Source organism: Mycobacterium sp. 050272 (assembly GCF_039023525.1).
In the GTDB taxonomy this organism is placed as follows: domain Bacteria; phylum Actinomycetota; class Actinomycetes; order Mycobacteriales; family Mycobacteriaceae; genus Mycobacterium.
On sequence record NZ_JBCHKV010000015.1, the window covers coordinates 22,755 to 42,638 of the forward strand.

Annotated in this window: 24 protein-coding genes and 2 pseudogenes; 21 read left to right on the forward strand and 5 right to left on the reverse strand. The window is 66.3% G+C overall.

Annotated elements, in window-relative coordinates; all coding sequences use genetic code 11:
• The first annotated feature begins 27 nt into the window (after nt 1-27).
• Entirely contained in the window at nt 28-1,857 is a 1,830-nt protein-coding gene (locus AAHS21_RS23565) for an amidohydrolase family protein (RefSeq protein WP_342929966.1), read from the forward strand.
• A 1-nt stretch (nt 1,858) separates the two neighbouring features.
• Nucleotides 1,859-2,458, forward strand: coding sequence for a TetR/AcrR family transcriptional regulator (locus AAHS21_RS23570; RefSeq protein ID WP_342929967.1), 600 nt, complete (start codon nt 1,859-1,861; stop codon nt 2,456-2,458).
• Here the strand turns inward: AAHS21_RS23570 and AAHS21_RS23575 are convergent.
• Both AAHS21_RS23575 and AAHS21_RS23580 read right to left on the reverse strand, forming a co-directional pair.
• Nucleotides 2,455-3,324, reverse strand: a complete 870-nt coding sequence (locus tag AAHS21_RS23575; RefSeq protein WP_342929968.1) for a D-alanyl-D-alanine carboxypeptidase family protein — start codon at nt 3,322-3,324, stop codon at nt 2,455-2,457. The two genes, AAHS21_RS23570 and AAHS21_RS23575, sit on opposite strands and share 4 nt — an antisense overlap.
• Nucleotides 3,325-3,367: 43 nt before the next feature.
• Nucleotides 3,368-3,709, reverse strand: a complete 342-nt coding sequence (locus AAHS21_RS23580; RefSeq protein ID WP_342929969.1) for a hypothetical protein — start codon at nt 3,707-3,709, stop codon at nt 3,368-3,370.
• A gap of 58 nt (nt 3,710-3,767) precedes the next feature.
• On the opposite strand from AAHS21_RS23580, the gene AAHS21_RS23585 reads away from it, so the two are divergent.
• Together AAHS21_RS23585 and AAHS21_RS23590 are read left to right on the forward strand one after the other, a co-directional pair.
• On the forward strand, nt 3,768-4,256 hold the full coding sequence (locus AAHS21_RS23585) for a carboxymuconolactone decarboxylase family protein (RefSeq protein WP_342929970.1): 489 nt from the start codon (nt 3,768-3,770) through the stop codon (nt 4,254-4,256).
• A gap of 53 nt (nt 4,257-4,309) precedes the next feature.
• Entirely contained in the window at nt 4,310-4,741 is a 432-nt protein-coding gene (locus AAHS21_RS23590) for a nuclear transport factor 2 family protein (protein ID WP_342929971.1), read from the forward strand.
• Nucleotides 4,742-4,759: 18 nt separating this feature from the next.
• Here the strand turns inward: AAHS21_RS23590 and AAHS21_RS23595 are convergent, their stop codons facing one another.
• The gene (locus AAHS21_RS23595) at nt 4,760-5,098 is read right to left on the reverse strand and encodes a hypothetical protein (protein ID WP_342929972.1); all 339 of its coding nucleotides are present in this window, start codon (nt 5,096-5,098) and stop codon (nt 4,760-4,762) included.
• A gap of 253 nt (nt 5,099-5,351) precedes the next feature.
• Here AAHS21_RS23595 and rpsP point away from each other — a divergent pair, with 253 nt between their 5' ends.
• From rpsP to trmD, 4 genes are read left to right on the forward strand one after another with little or no spacing between them, the layout of a single operon-like run.
• Nucleotides 5,352-5,870, forward strand: coding sequence for a 30S ribosomal protein S16 (rpsP, locus tag AAHS21_RS23600; protein WP_342929973.1), 519 nt, complete (start codon nt 5,352-5,354; stop codon nt 5,868-5,870).
• Nucleotides 5,871-5,878: 8 nt separating this feature from the next.
• Complete coding sequence (locus tag AAHS21_RS23605; RefSeq protein ID WP_025736282.1) at nt 5,879-6,121, forward strand: RNA-binding protein; 243 nt, start codon at nt 5,879-5,881, stop codon at nt 6,119-6,121.
• A 12-nt stretch (nt 6,122-6,133) separates the two neighbouring features.
• Nucleotides 6,134-6,667: a ribosome maturation factor RimM gene (rimM, locus tag AAHS21_RS23610; RefSeq protein WP_342929974.1), complete on the forward strand. Its 534-nt coding sequence runs from the start codon at nt 6,134-6,136 to the stop codon at nt 6,665-6,667.
• A 3-nt stretch (nt 6,668-6,670) separates the two neighbouring features.
• Nucleotides 6,671-7,369, forward strand: coding sequence for a tRNA (guanosine(37)-N1)-methyltransferase TrmD (gene trmD, locus AAHS21_RS23615; protein ID WP_342929975.1), 699 nt, complete (start codon nt 6,671-6,673; stop codon nt 7,367-7,369).
• Here the strand turns inward: trmD and AAHS21_RS23620 are convergent.
• The gene (locus AAHS21_RS23620) at nt 7,366-8,343 is read right to left on the reverse strand and encodes a hypothetical protein (protein ID WP_342929976.1); all 978 of its coding nucleotides are present in this window, start codon (nt 8,341-8,343) and stop codon (nt 7,366-7,368) included. The genes trmD and AAHS21_RS23620 overlap by 4 nt on opposite strands.
• A gap of 340 nt (nt 8,344-8,683) precedes the next feature.
• On the opposite strand from AAHS21_RS23620, the gene rplS reads away from it, so the two are divergent.
• The 4 genes and pseudogenes from rplS (at nt 8,684) to AAHS21_RS23640 (ending at nt 11,130) form a co-directional block, all read left to right on the forward strand.
• Nucleotides 8,684-9,025 (forward strand): 50S ribosomal protein L19, encoded by a 342-nt coding sequence (gene rplS, locus AAHS21_RS23625; protein WP_342929977.1) that lies wholly within the window; start codon nt 8,684-8,686, stop codon nt 9,023-9,025.
• A 69-nt stretch (nt 9,026-9,094) separates the two neighbouring features.
• Nucleotides 9,095-10,000: a signal peptidase I gene (lepB, locus tag AAHS21_RS23630; protein WP_342929978.1), complete on the forward strand. Its 906-nt coding sequence runs from the start codon at nt 9,095-9,097 to the stop codon at nt 9,998-10,000.
• Between the two features lie 2 nt (nt 10,001-10,002).
• Nucleotides 10,003-10,744 (forward strand): annotated as a pseudogene (locus AAHS21_RS23635) (ribonuclease HII).
• A gap of 80 nt (nt 10,745-10,824) precedes the next feature.
• Nucleotides 10,825-11,130 carry a DUF2469 domain-containing protein gene (locus tag AAHS21_RS23640; protein WP_007171389.1) on the forward strand — a complete coding sequence of 102 codons (306 nt, stop codon included), beginning with the start codon at nt 10,825-10,827 and terminating at the stop codon, nt 11,128-11,130.
• On the opposite strand, the gene AAHS21_RS23645 is transcribed toward AAHS21_RS23640, so the two are convergent.
• Nucleotides 11,131-11,895 carry a GAF and ANTAR domain-containing protein gene (locus AAHS21_RS23645; RefSeq protein ID WP_342929979.1) on the reverse strand — a complete coding sequence of 255 codons (765 nt, stop codon included), beginning with the start codon at nt 11,893-11,895 and terminating at the stop codon, nt 11,131-11,133.
• A 278-nt stretch (nt 11,896-12,173) separates the two neighbouring features.
• Here AAHS21_RS23645 and fdhD point away from each other — a divergent pair, with 278 nt between their 5' ends.
• The 9 genes and pseudogenes from fdhD (at nt 12,174) to AAHS21_RS23690 (ending at nt 19,432) form a co-directional block, all read left to right on the forward strand.
• Complete coding sequence (gene fdhD / locus AAHS21_RS23650; RefSeq protein WP_342929980.1) at nt 12,174-12,995, forward strand: formate dehydrogenase accessory sulfurtransferase FdhD; 822 nt, start codon at nt 12,174-12,176, stop codon at nt 12,993-12,995.
• Nucleotides 12,996-13,132: 137 nt separating this feature from the next.
• A complete protein-coding gene (locus tag AAHS21_RS23655) occupies nt 13,133-13,504 on the forward strand; it encodes a YraN family protein (RefSeq protein ID WP_342929981.1) in 372 nt (123 codons plus the stop codon).
• Nucleotides 13,504-14,928: pseudogene (locus AAHS21_RS23660) on the forward strand (YifB family Mg chelatase-like AAA ATPase); the annotation flags it as partial. The gene AAHS21_RS23655 and the pseudogene AAHS21_RS23660, both read left to right, overlap by 1 nt.
• 33 nt (nt 14,929-14,961) lie before the next feature.
• A complete protein-coding gene (locus AAHS21_RS23665) occupies nt 14,962-16,359 on the forward strand; it encodes a recombinase family protein (RefSeq protein WP_342929982.1) in 1,398 nt (465 codons plus the stop codon).
• A 737-nt stretch (nt 16,360-17,096) separates the two neighbouring features.
• Complete coding sequence (locus AAHS21_RS23670; protein ID WP_342929983.1) at nt 17,097-17,348, forward strand: DUF2742 domain-containing protein; 252 nt, start codon at nt 17,097-17,099, stop codon at nt 17,346-17,348.
• Nucleotides 17,349-17,359: 11 nt separating this feature from the next.
• A complete protein-coding gene (locus AAHS21_RS23675) occupies nt 17,360-18,211 on the forward strand; it encodes a hypothetical protein (protein WP_342929984.1) in 852 nt (283 codons plus the stop codon).
• Nucleotides 18,212-18,294: 83 nt separating this feature from the next.
• Nucleotides 18,295-18,549 (forward strand): helix-turn-helix domain-containing protein, encoded by a 255-nt coding sequence (locus AAHS21_RS23680; protein WP_342929985.1) that lies wholly within the window; start codon nt 18,295-18,297, stop codon nt 18,547-18,549.
• Nucleotides 18,546-18,794, forward strand: coding sequence for a hypothetical protein (locus AAHS21_RS23685; protein ID WP_342929986.1), 249 nt, complete (start codon nt 18,546-18,548; stop codon nt 18,792-18,794). Before AAHS21_RS23680 ends, AAHS21_RS23685 begins: the two co-directional genes overlap by 4 nt.
• Entirely contained in the window at nt 18,791-19,432 is a 642-nt protein-coding gene (locus tag AAHS21_RS23690) for a hypothetical protein (protein WP_342929987.1), read from the forward strand. Before AAHS21_RS23685 ends, AAHS21_RS23690 begins: the two co-directional genes overlap by 4 nt.
• Nucleotides 19,433-19,884: the final 452 nt, after the last annotated feature.

Below are 19,884 nucleotides of genomic sequence, written 5' to 3' on the forward strand. Positions count from 1 at the left end.
TAGAAAGATTGCGAGCGCTCACTATCTATGATAGGTTCGCTCCAACATAACCGGGAGGCGACAATGACGTACGACGTGATCATCCGTGATGGCTTGTGGTTCGACGGAACCGGCAGCACGCCGCACACCCGCACGCTGGGTATCCGCGACGGCGTGGTGGCCACGGTGTCGACCAGGCCGCTCGACGAGACGGGCTGCCCCGAGGTCATCGACGCAGCCGGTAAGTGGGTGGTGCCGGGCTTCATCGACGTGCACACCCATTACGACGCCGAAGTACTGCTGGACCCGGGCCTGCGCGAGTCGGTGCGCCACGGTGTCACCACGGTGCTGCTGGGCATGTGCTCGCTGTCGACGGTCTACGCCAACACCGAAGACGCCGCGGACCTGTTCAGCCGGGTCGAGGCGGTGCCACGCGAATATGTGCACGGCGCGCTGCAGACCAACCGGACTTGGACGAACGCCGCGGAATACATCGCGGCCCTTGACGCGTTGCCGCTCGGGCCGAATGTCAGTTCGCTGCTTGGACATTCGGACCTGCGCAGCAGGGTGCTCGGGCTCGACCGGGCCACCGACGCCAGCGTCAGGCCCACCGACGCCGAATTGGACAAGATGGCGACGTTGCTCGACGAGGCGCTCGACGCCGGCATGCTCGGCATGTCAGGCATGGACGCCGCGATCGACAAACTCGACGGCGACCGCTTCCGCTCCCGGGCACTGCCGTCGACCTTCGCGACCTGGCGGGAGCGGCGCAAACTGATCAAGGTCCTGCGCAAGCGCGGCCGGATCCTGCAGAGCGCGCCCGACGTCAACCGGGCGGCCACGGCAATCCTGTTCTTCCTGGAAAGCAGCCGAATCTTGAGACGCCGCAAGGGCGTTCGGATGAGTCTGCTGGTGTCCGCTGACGCCAAGTCCAACCCGCTGGCCGTCTACGTGTTCGGGCCTGGCGTCCGGCTGATGAACAAGCTGCTGGGCTCGAGCGTGCGGTTCCAGCACCTGCCGGTGCCGTTCGAGCTGTACTCCGACGGCATCGACCTGCCGGTCTTCGAGGAGTTCGGTGCGGGTACCGCCGCGCTGCATCTGCGAGATCAGTTGCAGCGCAACGAATTACTGGCCGACGAGGCCTACCGCCGAGAGTTCCGTAAGGAGTTCGACCGCATCAAGCTGGGCCCGTCGCTGTGGCACCGCGACTTCCACGACGCCGTCATCGTCGAGTGCCCCGATAAGTCGTTGATCGGCAAGAGCTTTGGCGCGATCGCCGACCAGCGCGGACTGCATCCGCTCGACGCGTTCCTCGACGTGCTCGTCGAAAATGGTGAACGCAATGTGCGATGGACGACCATCGTTGCCAACCACCGGCCCAAGCTGCTCGACGCGCTGGCCAACGAACAGAGCGTGCACATGGGCTTCTCGGATGCCGGTGCGCACCTGCGCAATATGGCGTTCTACAACTTTCCGATCAAGCTGCTCAAGCGAACTCGCGACGCCTACCGGGCGGGTGCGCCGTTCATGTCCACCGAACGGGCGGTGTATCGCCTGACCGGTGAGCTGGCGGAATGGTTCGGCATCGACGCCGGAACGCTGCGCCAAGGCGACCGTGCCGACTTCGTGGTGATCGACCCGGCCGGCCTGAACGACGAGGTCGAGGCCTACCACGAGCAAGAGGTCCCCTTCTACGGCGGCCTGCGGCGCATGGTCAACCGCAACGACGATGCCGTCGTCGCGACCGGTGTGGGCGGCGCCGTGGTCTTCCGCGCCGGCGAGTTCCGCGACGGCTACGGCCAGACCGTGCAATCCGGGCGCTACCTGCGGGCGGGTCAGCGGCATCGGGGCCGCAGTGCCCACAAAGTCAGTGCCTGAGATGGCCAGAACCCAGCAGCAACGTCGCGAGGAGACGGTCGGCAGGCTCCTCGAGGCGTCCATCGCCAGCATCGTCGAGGTCGGCTACGCGCGGGCATCGGCGGCCGTGATCACCAAGGCAGCCGGGGTGTCGGTCGGTGCGCTGTTCCGCCACTTCGAGACGATGAGCGACTTCATGGCGGCGACGGCGTCGGAGGTGCTGCGCCGGCAGGTGGAGTCGTTCACCAAGCAGGTCGCCCAGATCCCGGCCGACCGGCCGGCGCTGGAAGCGGCGCTGACGATTCTGCGGGACATCACCGGCGGTCCCACCAACGCCGTGCTCTACGAACTGATGATCGCCGCGCGCACCGACGAGAAGCTGCGCGCCCATCTGCGCGAGGTGCTGGCGCAATACACCGCGAAGATTCTCGACGCCGCGCGGGCGCTGCCGGGTGCCGACGCCATCGGCGAGGAGACGTTCCCGGTGTTGGTGGCGCTGATGACCAACGTGTTCGACGGCGCGGCGATCGTGCGCGGGATTTTTCCGGAGCCCGATATCGAAGAGCAACGCATTGCGTTGCTGTCCAGGCTGATAACCGGGCTTGCTCCGAACGAGATTTAGAGTGAGCCGATGCTTGAGGACGGATTGAGCGCGAAGCCCCAGTCGAACAGGCTGCCCGCCTGATCCCAGTACGTCGGTCCGCCGGGCTTCACCATCCCGTACATCATCGCGACCACCAGTCGCCGCCCACCGCGCGACGCGGCGCCGACGAAGGTCTTGCGCGCCGCATTGGTGAATCCGGTCTTGCCTCCGATGGCGCCCGGATAGCGGGTCAGCAGCTCGTCCTGGTTGGTGATCGGTTCGTCGCCGTGGTCGCCCGGGAACATCGCCGACGGCTCGGCCGTGATGTGGGCGAACATCGGGTTGGCCATCGCGGCCCGGAAGATGACGGCCAGGTCGTGCGCGCTCGAGGCACCGGAGCCGCCGGGGCCGTCCAGCCCGGACGGGGTCGCGGCGTGCGTGCTGGTCGCCCCCAGGGAGGCGGCTTTCGCGTTCATCTTGGCCACCGTGGCGTCGGCGCCGCCCAGCAGATGCGCCAGCGTGTTGGCGGCGTCGTTGCCGGACACCAGCAGCAGGCCGTCGAGCAGCTGGCGCGCGGTGTAGACACGCCCGGGTTTGATTCCGACGCAGTTGCACTCGACCTGGGTGTCGGCGACGTCGGCGACGACCGTCGAGTCCATGCTCACCTGATCGAGCGCCACCAGCGCCAACAGCACCTTGATCGTGCTCGCGGGCGGATGAACCGCGTACTGGTCGCGACCGGCCAGCACCTGGCCGCTGTCCAGGTCGGCCAGGATCCAGGTCTGCGCCGGGCCGTCGGGGATCGGAACCGAGCCGACCGGCTGCATATCGTCGGCCCAGGAGGCGGGGGCGGTGACACCGGCGACCGTGAGCAGCGCAGCAGCTGCGGCGATGAGTTTCCGCATGGGCGCACAGTGTAACTTCCTGGCCTGGCCGACGCCTGCTGCCTCACGGGCACCAGGGCGGCACCGGGCAGAACGGCAGCGGGGGCAGCGGCAGATACGAGGTCTGGGTGGGCACCGGCCCGGGCGGCGGCGGCTGCTTGAACGGAAGCGAGGACCACGAGTAGAAGATGCCGGTTCCGGTGTCGTGCACTCCGGCGTAATCCCAGTAGAAGTCGTGGCAGACGTTCGGGTCCCAGGGGATGGGCCGGCCCGCCGGATCGGGATCGCCGGGGCACCAGCGCTGGCAGGCACTGCCCGGCGCGCAGCTCCCGGGGGTGGCGGCGGCGCTCGGTGCGCCGACCCACATTAACAAGGCCGTTGCTAGGCAGGTGATTCCTGCTCTCATAGCTGGGATTATCTCCTCGGGGGCGCTGCGCGGCATCGGAAAAGGGGAGCAGACAGCTATGAGTCGACGAATCGATTACCAATCCGTAGCACCGCGGGGTGTGAAACTGCTGGGCGGCGTGCATCTGTATGTCAGCCAGTCAGGTCTGTCGCCGGTGTTGCTGACCCTGGTCTACCTGCGGGTGTCACTGATCAACGGCTGTGCGTACTGCATCGACATGCACACGCGCGAGTTGCGCGACCTGGGGGTGCCGAACGAGAAGATCGCCTTGGTCCCGGTGTGGCCGGAAGCCGGTGAGCTTTTCGACGCCCGCGAGCGGGCCGCGCTGGCGTGGGCGGAAACCGTCACCGAAATAGCGCGCACGGGCGCACCCGACAGCGCGTACGAGGCCGCCTCAGCGCAATTCGACGACAAGGAATTGGTCGATTTGACGATCGCGATCGCGACGATGAACACCTATAACCGGTTGGCGATCAGTTTCCGCAACCCGCCGGCCGCGGTGGTCGCCAAACAGGATGTCAAACACGCTGGAACACAAGGAAACTGACGTCTGCTCGGGGTGCCTGGGTGTGCCCGATGCCCCGGGTGTTGAATCGATGCATGTTGAGCCTGGCCGAAATTTCCGACCGTCTGGAGATCCAGCAGCTGATGGTGGACTATTCCACCGCTATTGATCAGCGGCGATTCGACGATTTGGACAAGGTATTCACCGAAGACGCTTACATCGACTACACGGCCTTGGGAGGTATCGAAGGCCGTTACCCCGAGGTCAAGAAATGGCTCTCCGAGGTGCTGCCGGGCTTTCCGGTATATGCGCACATGCTCGGGAACTTCTCGGTCCAGATCGACGGGGACAAGGCCACGTCGCGGGTGATCTGTTTCAACCCGATGGTCTTTCCGGACGGCTCCGGCAAACCCGGTGACCAGGTGATGTTCTGCGGGCTCTGGTACGACGACGAGTTCGCGCGCACCCCGCAGGGCTGGCGGATGACGCGCCGGGTCGAGACGAAGGTCTTTCAGAAGATCATGTGACGCCGCGGGCCAGGTGGGTCAGTGCCCTTGTCCGCGGGGTTGGTTGGCCTGGAAGCACTGCACGCGCTTGGCGGCATCCTGCGGCGAGACGCCCATGGTCACCAGAATCTGGGTCACTTGGGCGGCGGGAATGCCTGAGTCGAGATCGTTCTGGATGATGTGGACGCTCGGAAACCAGAATTCCGCATTGACCCCCGGCGGCGGGGGCTTCGTGTCGACGCACTGAGCGTAGCCGTCGATGCCGGTCGCAGCGGGCGCGGACGGCGCCCCCAGCAGTGCGAACGGGACGCTGAGCACGGCGGCGACGGCGATGGGACCAGTAACTCGCCGGCCCCAGCCGAAATTCACGATCCGCATCGATCGGCTCCCTACTTTCGCCCCCGGGCGCAATCCTAACCAGTGAGACGTCCCGCGTGGCCGAAAGTCGCCGGTGCGGGCGAATTTCTGCCGGAGGCCCTCGTTCTGGCACAATGGGCGGCTGTCCGCCGCGCGACCCGCCCCGTCGCCGGGGTGCTCGTTCGGCGGTCATACACGCGAGGCAAAACCGGATCCGGGCATCCCGCCCCGATCGCTGAATTGCAGCGTGACACCCAGGAGAATTCGCTTAATCATGGCTGTCAAGATCAAGCTCACCCGGCTTGGCAAGATCCGCAATCCCCAGTACCGCATCGCCGTCGCCGACGCGCGCAACCGCCGCGACGGCCGCTCCATCGAGGTGATCGGCCGGTACCACCCGAAGGAAGACCCCAGCCTGATCGAGATCAACTCGGAGCGGGCCCAGTACTGGCTTTCGGTGGGCGCGCAGCCGACCGAGCCCGTGCTCAAGCTGCTGAAAGTCACCGGCGACTGGCAGAAGTTCAAGGGCCTGCCCGGGGCCGAGGGGACCCTGCAGGTCGCCCCCGCCAAGCCCACCAAGCTGGAGCTGTTCAACGCCGCGCTGGCCGAGGCCGACGGCGGACCGACCACCGAGGCCACCAAGCCGAAGAAGAAGGCCCCGGCCAAGAAGGCCGCCAAAGCCGACGAGGCGCCGGCTGAAACCGCCGAAGCCCCGGCCGAAACCGCGCAGACCCCGGCCGAGCCGGCCGCCGAAGCGCCGGCCGAAACCGCCGAGCCGACCACCGAAGGCTGACGGCCGCAATGAGTACCGTCGTCGTCGACGCTGTTGAACATCTGGTTCGCGGAATCGTGGACAACCCGGACGATGTCCGGGTGGACCTGGTGACGAGCCGGCGTGGGCGCACTGTCGAGGTGCATGTCCACCCCGAGGATCTGGGCAAGGTGATCGGTCGCGGCGGACGCACCGCGACCGCGTTGCGCACGCTGGTCGCCGGGATCGGTGGCCGCGGTATCCGCGTCGACGTGGTGGACACCGACCAGTAGGTCACCACACTCATGGAGCTGCTCGTCGGGCGCGTCGTGAAAGCACACGGCATCACCGGCGAGGTGGTCGTGGAGGTTCACACCGACGACCCTGCCGATCGCTTCGCCTCAGGTATTACCTTGCGCGCCAAGCCATCTCGCGGCCGCGGAGCAGAACGCAGCTACGTGGTCGCCGGTGCGCGCGAACACGGCGGCCGGCTGTTGGTGCGGTTGGCCGGTGTGGACGACCGTGACGCCGCCGACGCGCTGCGCGGCAGCCTGTTCGTGGTGGACTCCGACGACCTGCCGCCGATCGACGAGCCGGACACCTACTACGACCATCAGCTCGAGGGACTGCGGGTGCGGACCACGGCGGGGCAGGATCTCGGCGTCGTCGCCGAGGTGCTGCACACCGCCGCCGGGGAACTGCTGGCGGTGCACCGCAGTGAGGGCGGCGAAACCCGGGAGTTACTGGTGCCGTTCGTGAACGCGATCGTCACGTCGGTGTCGCTGGACGACCGGATGGTCGAAATCGATCCGCCCGAGGGCCTGCTGGATCTGGGGTAGCCGGTGCGCATAGACGTCGTGACGATCTTTCCGGCCTATCTGGATCCGCTGCGGCAATCGTTGCCCGGCAAGGCAATTGCATCAGGCCTGGTCGACCTGCGGGTGCACGACCTGCGGGGATGGACTCACGACGTGCACCACTCGGTGGACGACTCGCCCTACGGCGGCGGGCCGGGAATGGTGATGAAGGCACCGGTGTGGGGCGAAGCGCTGGATGAAATCTGTTCTGCCGAAACACTATTGGTTGTTCCCACGCCGGCCGGCGCGCTGTTCAGGCAATCCACCGCCCAACGCTGGAGCGCCGAGCAGCATCTGGTGTTCGCCTGCGGCCGCTACGAGGGCATCGACCACCGCGTCGTCGAGGACGCCGCGCGACGGATGCGGGTCGAGGAGGTCTCGATCGGCGACTATGTGCTGCCCGGCGGTGAGTCGGCGGCCGTCGTAATGATCGAATCCGTGCTGCGGCTGCTGACCGGGGTGCTGGGCAATCCCGCGTCCCATCGCGAGGATTCACACTCCGACGTGCTGGGCGGCCTTTTGGAGGGGCCTAGCTACACCCGGCCGCCGAGCTGGCGGGGCCTCGACGTTCCCGAGGTGCTGCTGTCCGGCGATCACGCGCGCATCGCGGCCTGGCGCCGGGAGGTTTCGCTGCAACGCACGCGCGAGCGCCGGCCCGATCTCGAGCCGGGCGATTCGCCCTAGAACGGTGTCGGCCCGATCCGGCCGTTGGGGAACATCGTCTTGACGGCCTGGGTGATCGTGTCGCGCGCCGTCGCGTCGTCGGAGGACTGCAGGGACTCCACCACCACGATGTAGCGGCGGTCCGCGCCCACCACGCCGGTCGACAGATGCATCCACTCCGTGCCGATGCAGCACATCCAGCCTTGCTTGACCGCCACCGGCTCCGCGAACAGACCGTCGGGGATGCCGAAGCGCTGTGGGTACCCGTCGACGCCGTTCGGGGTGGACTGGGCCAGGTCGTTGACGATGATCTTGGCCCGGTCCGCGGAGAGCCCGCCGGAACCGTCGAGCAGCTTCTCGTAGTAGTGGATTAGGTCGGTCAGCGAGCTCGTGGTGTTCCACCAGCGCCCGTCCGAGGGCGGAGCGGTGGATGACAGCCCGTAGCGGCCCGCCACCTGCGTGATGATGTTGTCGCCGCCGCCCTGACCCCAGAACCTCTCGGCGGCGCCGTCGTCGGACGACCGCAGCATTAGGTCGAGTGCCTGACGGTCGTCGGGGGACAGGGTGGTCCGGCCCTGGGATTCGGCCAGCAGCAGGTCGTCGGCGATGAACAGCTTGGCCACCGAGGCCGTGCCGATGATCTGGCTGTTGCCGTTGGAGATCAGCTCGTGGGTCTTGCGGTCCAGGATGCCCACCGAGAGGGTGGCACCACTGGCGGCGGCCTGGTCGGTGGCCTGCTGGATGCGGGCCGGCAACCCGCCCCATCCGGCGCCGGGCAGCGCGTCCAGGGTCTTGGGCGGCGCCGCCGGCAACCCGGATGTGTCGATGGTGTCCAGCAGCAGCTGAATGAGTTGCGGTTGGTGATCGGACGCGCCGGAGGCGTTGCTGGACGCCTTAACCTGGGATTTTGCCGCGAGTCGTGCCTCGTCGCACCCGGCCAGCACCAGCGTCACCGCCGCGACGGCGGCGAGTGCGGTGCGCGGGCGTACACGCATCTGTTCTTCTCCCAAGTCCTCTGACGTAAACCTGTGTGGGCGGCCGTACCGCAATCTGCCCGGGCGTCTTCGAGTTCGGGTAGTGACTAGCGTGTGCTGACCCCAGTCATATGTACCATTCACCGGTGCCTCGGGCGCGGCATGAATCGCAGCGTTTACATGTGATTTTCAATGCACGCGGGGTGTCTGGCACAATTGACCAGTTGTCTCCAGCGGCACCCGGCCGGCCGGGCCGCATTCCGCCCGCTGCGAGATACCACCCAAAGCCCGAATCGGCTTAACGACCACCCCTGCGTGCGGGCAGTTTCCGCACGCCGCGACCTCAAGGAAGTGTCTCCACATGAACAGGCTGGACTTCGTCGATCAGGCGTCGCTGCGCGACGGCATCCCGGCCTTCAGCCCGGGCGACACCATCAATGTGCACGTCAAGGTCATCGAGGGCGCCAAGGAGCGTATCCAGGTGTTCAAGGGCGTGGTACTGCGCCGCCAGGGCGGTGGCATCCGCGAGACCTTCACCGTGCGCAAGGAGAGCTACGGCGTCGGCGTCGAGCGGACCTTCCCGGTGCACTCGCCGAACATCGACCACATCGAGGTGGTCACCCGTGGCGATGTCCGCCGCGCGAAGCTCTACTACCTGCGCGAACTCCGCGGCAAAAAGGCCAAGATCAAGGAAAAGCGCTGATCGCGTGCGTTCCGGCGGAACGCCTCGACGCTTTACCGACACCCACACCGCGCTGGCTACTCTGATCTCGTGACGGATTCCACGGACTCGCCCGAGCCCCAGTCCGAGCCTGGTCAGTCGGAGCCGAAGGTCTCCACTCGCGTCCCAGACGCGCCCGTGAACGAAGGGCCCGACGCGGTCGAGCCCACCGCCGAGCCCGAACCGGGTGCTGAGTCGCAGGACGCGGACGAGCCGGAACCCAAGAAGAAGTCCGCGCTGCGCGAGTTGACGATCCTGGCGGTTACCGCGATCGTCCTCTACTACGTCATGTTGACGTTCGTGGCGCGTCCGTACCTGATTCCGTCCGAGTCCATGGAGCCCACGCTGCACGGCTGCTCGGGTTGTGTCGGCGACCGGATCATGGTCGACAAGCTCAGTTACCGGTTCGGGGAGCCGCACCCCGGCGATGTGATCGTCTTCAAGGGACCGCCGAACTGGAACACCGGATACAAGTCGATCCGGTCTTCGAACACCGCGCTGCGCTGGCTGCAGAACGCGTTGTCGTTCATCGGTTTTGTGCCCCCCGACGAGAACGATCTGGTGAAGCGGGTGATCGCGGTCGGCGGGCAGACCGTGCAGTGCCGGGCCGATACCGGGCTGACGGTCGACGGCAAGCCGCTCAAGGAGCCGTACCTGAAGCCGGCCACGATGATGGCCGACCCGTCCGTATACCCCTGCCTGGGCAGCGAATTCGGTCCGGTCACCGTCCCGCCCGGACGGTTGTGGGTGATGGGTGACAACCGCACCCACTCGGCAGACTCGCGTGCCCACTGCACGAGCACTCCGACCGACGCCCTCAAAGGCATTCTGTGCACCGGTGATCCGATGTCGGGGACGGTGCCGGTGGCCAACGTCATCGGCAAGGCCAGGTTCATCGTCTGGCCGCCGACGCGATGGGGTCCAGTGGGTTCGGTGAACCCGCAGCAAGGCCAGTAGCCGTGGCCACCACGTGGCCGCCGCGGACGGTGATCCGCAAATCGACGGGACTGCGCACGCTGGAATCCGCGCTGCATCGCAGTGGCCTGGGACCGGTGGCCGGGGTGGACGAGGTCGGCCGCGGCGCATGCGCGGGCCCGCTGGTGGTGGCGGCGTGCGTGCTGGGACCAAATCGCCTGGAAAGCCTTGCTGCCCTTGATGATTCGAAGAAGCTCACCGAGAAGATGCGGGAGAAGTTGTTCCCGCTGATCTGCCGCTACGCGGTGGCCTATCACGTGGTGTTCATCCCGTCGGTCGAAGTCGACCGGCGCGGGGTACACGTCGCCAACATCGAAGGCATGCGGCGCGCGGTGGCGGGCCTGTCGGTGCGGCCCGGCTACGTGCTGAGCGACGGCTTTCGCGTGCCCGGGCTGCCAATGCCGTCGTTGCCGGTGGTCGGTGGGGACGCGGCCGCGGCCTGCATCGCCGCCGCCAGCGTGCTGGCCAAGGTCAGCCGCGACCGGCTGATGGTCGCCATGGACGTTGATCACCCCGGCTACGGCTTCGCCGACCACAAGGGCTACAGCACGCCCGCGCACAGCTCGGCGCTGACCCGGCTGGGGCCCTGCGCGGAGCACCGCTATTCCTTCATCAACGTCCGGCGGGTGGCCTCGCCGACCGGGGACGGCTCCCGCACGCGGTTGGTGGCCGAATGCAAACCGGACCCTCCGGGCGAGCGTGGCGAACGCCGGTGAGGAAAGATAGATGCGGACTGCTCACCCGGCGACCGAGCTGTTGGAAACGGGGAGTCAGGAAAACGGGCAGGGAAAAGGACGTCTGAGCAGATGAGTGCCGAAGATCTCGAAAAGTACGAAACCGAGATGGAGCTCTCGCTCTACCGCGAATACAAGGACATCGTCGGCCAGTTCAGCTACGTGGTGGAAACCGAACGGCGCTTCTACCTGGCCAACAGCGTCGAGATGGTGCCGCGCAACGCCGACGGCGAGGTCTACTTCGAGCTACGGCTGTCGGATGCCTGGGTCTGGGACATGTACCGCCCGGCCCGGTTCGTCAAGCAGGTGCGGGTGGTCACCTTCAAAGACGTCAACATCGAAGAGGTCGAGAAGCCCGAGCTGCGGCTCCCCGAATAGCTATTTGCCGGACGGCAGCTCCTGCTCGCCGCTCGACGGCAGGCCACCGCGCCGCTCGATGACCTCGCGCGCGACGTCGGCCAACTTGATGTTCAGCGCCTGTGAGTGCCGGCGGAGCAGTTCGAACGCCTCGTCTTCGGTCAGGTCGTGCAGCAGCATCAGCATGCCGACGGCCTTGCCGATTTCGCGGTTGCTGAGCAGTCCCCGTCGCAGGCTGGCGGCATCTTCCCCCTTCGCCACCGCGTTGATGGCCACGCTGGCGAACGAGGCCAGCACCGCCGCGCGCCCGGCCGACTCGGCGTCGAACATGTTCGGGGTGTCGCTGAACAGGTTCAGTGCGGCCCCCTTGCGCTTGTTGACCTGCAGCCGAAACCCCATGGCACCGCGCACCGGGGTCTCCTCGAGCAGCCGGGCCGCCAGCTTGGGCCAATGCGACGGCGTGGTCAGGTCCGCGTCGATCTGCGGCGTCTCCTCCTCGATCGCGTCCAGACAGGGGCCGTCGCCGGCTTCCAGTTCCATCTGGTCGATCCGCTGGGCGAGCGCGTCGCTCGCGCCGACGGTGACATAACGATCGTTTTCGAGCATCAACAGGCTGGCGTGGTCGCAGCCGCGGATGGCCAGGGTCGCCGCGACGCAGATGGCCGCGTACATCTCCTTGGCATCCGAGCCCTGATAGATGATTTCGGCCAGGGCGGCGAACACCGTCGCCGGATCGGCCTTCTCCCCGCCCGGCATCGACGCGTCGCCTGGTGTTTCAGCTGCCATGTTGTGCCTCGTTATTTCCGCGGTATCGACGACGTGATTCTTACGCCGGCCGTTACCACCTTCTCCCCATACCCGCCAATTACAGACCTGTCCAGGTGCGGTGCACTGCTCAGGCGCGACGAGCCATGTCGACACTAGAGCAATCGCGACGGCACGGTGCCCGAATGGCGGCACGTCAGACGTCTTCCGGGGCGCTCGATCGCCGCATCGGCGCCGCGCCGTGGGCCAATGTAGTTTGGCGTAATGAGGTTTCAGCGCTCGGCCGGAGTTCCGTTCCCGTGGGGAACGTAACCGCGCGTCGGCGCGCCACGCACGTCAACGCAGGTCAGGCCGTCATCCGGCCGGAGACCCTGGCCGTCGAGGAGCCGCTGGAGATCCGCGTCAACGGCACACCGGTCACCGTGACGATGCGGACGCCGGGTTCGGATATCGAACTTGCGCAAGGCTTTCTGCTCACCGAAGGCGTGATCGTGCGCCGCGATGACGTGCAGACCATCCGCTACTGCGGCGGCCGCGGGGACGACGGCGCCAACACCTACAACGTGCTCGACGTGACGCTGGCCCCCGGGGTGAACCCGCCCGATCTCGACGTGACCCGCAACTTCTACACCACCTCCTCGTGCGGGGTATGCGGCAAGGCGTCACTGGATGCGGTCCGGGTGATCAGCCGCTTTACCCCCGGCGCGGATCCGGTCACCGTCGCCCCGGCCACGCTCAAGGCCATGCCCGGCCAACTGCGCAGTGCGCAAAAGGTTTTCGACAGCACCGGCGGGCTGCACGCCGCGGCGCTGTTCGACACCGACGGCACGATGCTGGTGGTCCGCGAGGACATCGGCAGGCACAACGCCGTCGACAAGGTCGTCGGCTGGGCCCTGGAACACGAGCGGATACCGCTGGTCGGTTCGGTGCTGTTGGTCAGCGGGCGGGCGTCGTTCGAGATCACGCAGAAGGCCGTGCTGGCCGGGATTCCCGTGCTGGCAGCGGTGTCGGCGCCGTCGTCGCTGGCGGTTTCCCTGGCCGAGGAATCCGGGCTCACGCTGATCGCGTTCCTGCGGGCGGACTCGATGAACGTCTATACCCGAGCGGACCGCGTCACGTAGCCGATTGCGCTGCGCGGCAAACGAGTTCCGCCCTCGCGCTGTGGATGAACACTCCGCTGGGGATAACCGGCCGTGATAGCGGGCGCTCGGCGTCCGTTCCGACATGTCGTGTCGGGCACATCGGCCAGATTGGCCGCATGACGATCGCAAAGACACGCATCGAGCTGGGCGCGATGGGTGAGGCCCTCGCCGTGGAATACCTGACGCGGATGGGCTTACGCGTCGTGGACCGAAATTGGCGCTCCCGCTACGGCGAACTCGACGTGATCGCCGCCGACGACGCCACCCGCACGGTGGTGTTCGTCGAGGTCAAGACCCGTACCGGCGACGGGTATGGGGGCTTGGCACACGCGGTGACACCCCGCAAGGTCCGGCGGCTGCGGCGGCTGGCGGGACTGTGGCTGGCCGCGCAGGACGGGCGCTGGGCGGCGGTCCGCATCGATGTGATCGGGATCCGTGTCGGGCGCCGGCGCACACCGGAGATCTCGCATCTGCAGGGAATCGGCTGATGGCGCTGGGACGTGCGTTCTCCGTCGCGGTTCGCGGACTGGACGGTCACATCGTGGAGATCGAGGCCGACATCACCTCGGGTCTGCCCGGTGTCCACCTCGTCGGCCTGCCCGACGCCGCGCTGCAGGAGTCGCGGGACCGGGTGCGTGCGGCCGTCACCAACTGCGGGAACAGCTGGCCCCAGGCCAGACTCACGCTTGCGCTGTCCCCGGCGACGCTGCCGAAAATGGGTTCGGTCTACGACATCGCGCTCGCGGCGGCGGTGCTGTCGGCGCAGCGAAAGAACCCGTGGGAACGCCTGGAGAAGACGGTGCTGCTGGGCGAGTTGTCGCTGGACGGCCGCATCCGGCCGGTGCGCGGGGTGCTGCCGGCGGTGCTGGCCGCCAAACGCGACGGGTGGCCCGCCGTCGTTGTGCCGGTGGACAACCTGGCCGAGGCCAGCCTGGTCGACGGCATCGATGTCTGGGGCGTCCGCACGCTGGGGCAGCTGCGGAGCTGGCTCGGTGGGTCGGCCCGGTTGGCCGAGCGGATCAGCGCAACGGCTACCGGCCCGGAGCCGGTAGGGGATCTGGCCGACGTGGTGGGACAGGCCCAGGCACGGTTCGCGGTCGAGGTGGCCGCCGCGGGCGCGCATCACCTGATGTTGACCGGACCGCCTGGTGTGGGCAAAACGATGCTGGCGCAACGCCTTCCGGGATTGCTGCCCAGTCTGACCGACAGTGAGGCCTTGGAGGTCACCGCGATCCACTCGGTTGCCGGCTTGTTGGCCGGGGACACACCGCTGATCACGGCGCCGCCGTTTGTGGCGCCGCACCACAGTTCCAGCGTTGCCGCACTCGTCGGGGGAGGCTCGGGGATGGCCCGCCCGGGCGCCGTCAGCCGGGCGCACCGCGGTGTGCTGTTCCTCGACGAATGCGCCGAGATCAGCGTCAGCGCACTGGAGGCATTGCGAACACCGTTGGAGGACGGCCTCATTCGTCTGGCGCGCCGCGACGGGGTGGCGTGCTACCCGGCCCGGTTCCAGCTGGTGTTGGCCGCCAACCTGTGCCCCTGCGCGCCGGCCGATCCGCAGGATTGCATCTGCCCGGCCGCGACGAAACGCCGCTATCTGGGCAAGCTTTCGGGCCCGTTGCTGGATCGGGTGGACCTGCGGGTACAGATGCACCCGGTGCGGACCGGGGCCTTCGCCACCGTCGAGGGTGAGTCCTCCGCGCAGGTGCGCGATCGGGTGGCGCAGGCCCGCGAGACGGCCGCGGCCCGGTGGCGCCCGCACGGTTTCAGCACCAACGCCGAAGTGAGCGGAACGCTGTTGCGGCGCAAGTTTCGGCTCAGTAGTCAAGCCATGCATCCGCTGCGCCTCGCGGTGGAGCGTGGGCTGCTCAGCATCCGCGGGCTCGATCGCACGCTTCGCGTCGCGTGGAATTCAAAATAGCAGAACTGATGCTAAGGTCAAGCCGTGCGCGCCGCTGTTTACCTTCGACAATCACTCGACCGTTCAGGCGACGGCCTCGGCGTCGACCGCCAGCGCGAAGACGTCCGCAGCCTCATAGAGGCTCGCGGCTGGACCCTCGCCGCGGAATTCGTCGACAACGACGTCTCGGCGCTGAGTCGCAAACCGCGGCCACAGTTCTCGGCGATGATGGCCAGGGTTGACGCGGGGGAGTTCGACGTCATCGTTGCCCGCCACATGGACCGGCTGCTGCGTCGCCTGGCCGAGCTTGAGAACACGCTTGAGCGATGCCAGGCGGCCGGGGTTGCGATCGTCACCGCATCGGATGGCGTGGATACCTCTACCGATGGCGGCAGGTTGGTCGCCCGCATCCTTTCGTCCGTGGCCCAGGGGGAGGTGGAGCGGAAAGGGGCGCGGCAGCGCTCTGCGGCCATCCAGGCGGCGAAGGCGGGCCGCTGGGTCGGTGGACGGCGTCCGTTCGGGTACGAGAAGGACGGTGTCACCATTTGCGAGTCGGAAGCGGCCATGATCAAACAGGCGTACGTAGACGTGCTCGCTGGCGAAACGGTAAGCGAGATCGCGCGTCGGTGGAATGCTTCGGGGGTCACGCCAGCCCAAAGCGAAAAGCGTTGGTACCGAGGGACGGTCAAAGACGTGCTAACAAATCCACGGCATGCCGGCCTACGTCGGTACCGGACGCCGGAGGAGCGGGCAAAGATCCGCCAAAATCCCGAACTCGGCATCGTAGGTAAAGCAGAATGGCCGGCCATCGTCGACGAGACCACCTGGCGGGCCGCCGTTCGGATCCTCACTGACCCGGCCCGACTGACCGGCCGTGCCGGCGCGAAGGGCCTACTGACTGGCGTGGCCTTGTGCGGCGTATGCGGCCAGACGGTGCACCGCGGAGGAGCCGTTGGCCGTTACCCGATGTACCGGTGCATCAGTGGGCGCCACGTGTCGCGACAGGCTGGGCCAGTCGACGATTACGTTATGGCCGTCGCGGTCGAGCGGCTGCTGCAGCCGGACGCGGCGGGTCTCTGGGCGCCAGAGCTTCCGGATGCCGACGAGCTGATGGCCGAGGCCGACAAGCTGCGTCGCGAGCGCGACGGCATCGACGATGACCGCGCCGAGGGGATTATCGACCGCGTCAGGTGGCGCACCATGAACGAGCGGATCAACGGACGTCTTGGCGAGATTGAGGCGAAACTCGCGGCGGCCGGTTCGTCGTCGCCACTGTCGATCGTGGCAAGCGGGCACGTCGAGGAAACGTGGTCGACATTGTCAGTTGCGCAGCGGCGCAACATCATCGCCGCATTGATGACGCCTGTACTACACATGCCTGGTCGTGGGACACGGACCTTCCGACCCGAAACCGTCGAAATACGTTGGAAGGCAACGAAGTGACGTCGCCGTTGCAAGAACACTGGACGCCGTTCGGTGTTGACCTGTTGGCCGATGCCGTTGAGCTTATCGTGGAGATCGTTGGTCCTGGCGGTGCCAAGTGCATTCTGAAGCGGTATCGAACACTAGGGTGGCGTGTTCTCTTGAGGCCGACCTCTCGGCGGAGCCAGCGCCTTATGGTGGACGATGCGCTCGCTGGAAAGGTCCGGCGCGACGTGCGGCATTTTTTACCGAGAAGCCCGCTCAGTACAGCCGGTGGCAGACAGATCTTGTCGCTTGCAGGGCGACAGCTTCCATGGGATCGCCTACAACCGATACTTGATGAGATGACGGTGGGCGACACGCACAGAATCGACGTTGACGAGATAGCTGCAAGGCTGCGCTAGCATCTAGACAGTTTTACGAGCGGGCACCGATCCCGTAGCAGCGCAACCGCGCCAGCTTCTCAACCTGAGCCATTTGACCTGGCTCACGCCTTTTCTGGGGTGAGAAGCTTTGGACGCCGGCACAAAATCCGTCCGCCAATCATGGCAAAGCGAGCGAGCCAAAATCGCTGCCTTGACACGTGGTATCCGCGCTGGTGAACGAGCACCGGATGATCCCGAGCTACTTCAGGCCCGGCTCAACCTGCGTGCTCTTCGCCTGGAGGAGCACGTGCGCAAAGTGGTGGCCGAAGCGCCACCGCTTTCATCCGAGCAGCGGGACCGTATCGCAGCGATCTTGCGGAGCGGTAATGCGTCATGACTCTTCCGAAAGTCAATGCGACCGCCGAGAGTCGGACCTCGACGACGGCGAACGCTGACCCAAATTCTGCTGCTTCGCAGCCTGTTTCGTCGTGGTTGTCCGTCCAGGGATTCCTTGGCGCGGTGTTAAATCAGGTCAACGGTTGGCCGATGGCTGGTGCGCCGGCATGGTGCTCTTTGGTGCACGACAAGACATTCGGCGAGGCGCTGCCGGCGGCGGCGTTGGCGCTTCAAGAACGCGGCGGCTGATGAGTTGGCAAATGACCAATGAAGTACGCCAGGCGCGGCTGGCGGATCGGCTCCCCGGTATCAATTTCACTGAATTCGCCGTGCTGCTCATCATGGCCGATACGTGTCGAGGCGATTCACGCACCGCGTCGATCAGCATGGCTGAATTGGAGAAACTCAGCGGCCGGGAGCGCACTTCGCTGTGGCGCGCCGTCAACAAACTTGCAGGGCTGCGGTACATCGAAAAGCTGAGTCGCGGCAACCACTTCCAGGCATCCCGTTACGTCGTTCTTCCCGATTCGCGTTGCACTAGCGCAACAGGCACTGAGGGGGAGCACGTTGCACTAGCGCAACAAGCGCCGGGAGAGCACGTTGCACTAGCGCAACAAGCGCCGGGAGAGCACGTTGCACTAGCGCAACAAGCGCCGGGAGAGCACGTTGCACTAGCGCAGGAGCACGTTGCATTAGCGTCCAGTGCACGTTGCGCTGGTGCAACGTATCCCTCTATTCCCGATATATATCCCGAAGGGGGGTTACGTAAGTCGGGTACGTCACCAGACGAGGCACCCGCAGATGCGCCCCCTCCGCTGATTCAAGAAGCCGGCAGCGGCGAACGGCTGCGCTGCGCGCGCCACGCCAACATCATCAACGACGCAAACGTCCCACGATGCCTCGATTGCAAGCGGTTACGTCTGAGTGCGGAGGCTGCAGCCAAGGCTCAGCAAGAGCAGCGAGTCGCCGAGCGCGAACGACAGGCCGTCGAATTCGAGCGGATCCAACACTGCCCGGATTGCCGTGGCGGGCATTGGGTGCTCGATGAGTGCGACATGCCACTCGACCCAGCAGTTCGTTGCATGCACCCGAAACTCCAGGCGCCGTCGTGAAGCGCAACGACAACGAACGCTTAAAAATGGCTTATTACTGCGCTTTTGAGGTGTTTCGCGCACGCCGTCGAACCGGAGAACCTATGCCGGCGTGGCTGGGCCCGTACCTCCGCGAACTCGACACCGAAGTCCGGCTGTCCGCGTGCGGACACCAAAACTCGTGCAACGCAGGCGAATCAGACACACTGAGCAGCGTGGAGGTCGCCGAGAAGTTGAACAGGTCCGAGAGGTGGGTTCGTCGCCACCCTGATCTGCTCGGCGGCGAAAAGCACGGTGATCGGTGGCGCTACTCCCGCGCCACCGTCGAGGAGTACGCAGCCGGGAGGGCAAGCGCATGACAACACCCACGACAGATACCGGCGACGACGCGCGGCGCGTAGCGATCGAGCAATACCTCGCGGACATGTCCGCGGCCGACTTCCGCGCACTGGTCTACCGCGTGCGCCCGCCTGGCGAAACATCGCCTTTGTCAACTGATCCCGCTGCTCGGATGCGCGCGATGACGGCATCTATCGCCGCCAAGCAGCAGCTCCGGCCCCGTGTCGACAACCAGGGGCACCCACTGAAAGGACCGGCCGAATGACCACCAAAACCTCCACCGCGCAGCGGGCTTATGCCGAGGCCGTGAAAGTCCGCGACGGCGTTGGCGCGATGCTCAGTGCGGCCAACGATGGTATTGCTCGCGCAGAGCAAGCTCTCGACGCTGCGAAAGTCGCCGCCATCGAAGCGGTGAACGCGAGGTGTGCCGATCCCCTCGCCGCACGGCAACGCATCGAAACCGCCCGCGCCACAGTGAAGAAGGCTGAAGATGACCTCGACTTCGCCAAGCTACAACTGCAGGCGGCCGAAGTCGTTGAGCGCCAAGCATTCGATGACGTCGAACTCGCCCGGGTCCCGGTCATCGTTGAGGAATACCAAGACGCGGTGCGCGAACGCAACGACCCTCAGTCACGCGAAAAAGTACTACTAGCTCAACTGACCGACAACATCGCCGAGCTAATGTCCATCATCGGGCAGCGCAGGCAGCAGCACGCGCGCCTAGCGGCCGAATACGAGCATCTCCCGGTCGAGAAAAGGCCCATCTTCGAGGGCGCCCCGCTCCAACGCCCTTCCTACATCGTTCCGTACGCGGTGAATCACCGCATTCCTATCGGCGAGATCGCCGCCGCGATCGAGGCCGGAGTCGAACAAGGCAACCGCGGCAACGCCTGGGGTGCCTGACATGGCGACGAGCTTGACGGCGGGGTCAAACTCACCGGCCGGCACGGCTGGGAGTGCCAGGCGCGCCGGAATGCGGACTGCAAGGTCGGTTAGCGGGCGCCGCCATGGCTCCTCGCCCGCAGAGACCCGTCCTGCCCATGCCGTCAGCTCGATCGCAGGCGTGGAAGGACACACCGATGGCGTGGGGTGAGCGACCGCGCTCGCGTGTCTCAGAACGCGTGAAGGCGGCGGTACGCAGGCGCGACAAGGTCTGCCAACTCCAGTACCCCGGATGCACAAAGAGCATCGAGGAGATGGATCACATCGAGGGCCTAGCGGCGCTCGGGATCCCGCGCACACCGGTCCTCAGCGCCAAAGAGATCCAGGGCGTCTGCAAACACTGCCACGCGATCAAAACTCGCCAGCAAGCTGCCGAGGGTCGCCAGCGAGCACGTGAGAAGCGGGGCGGAATC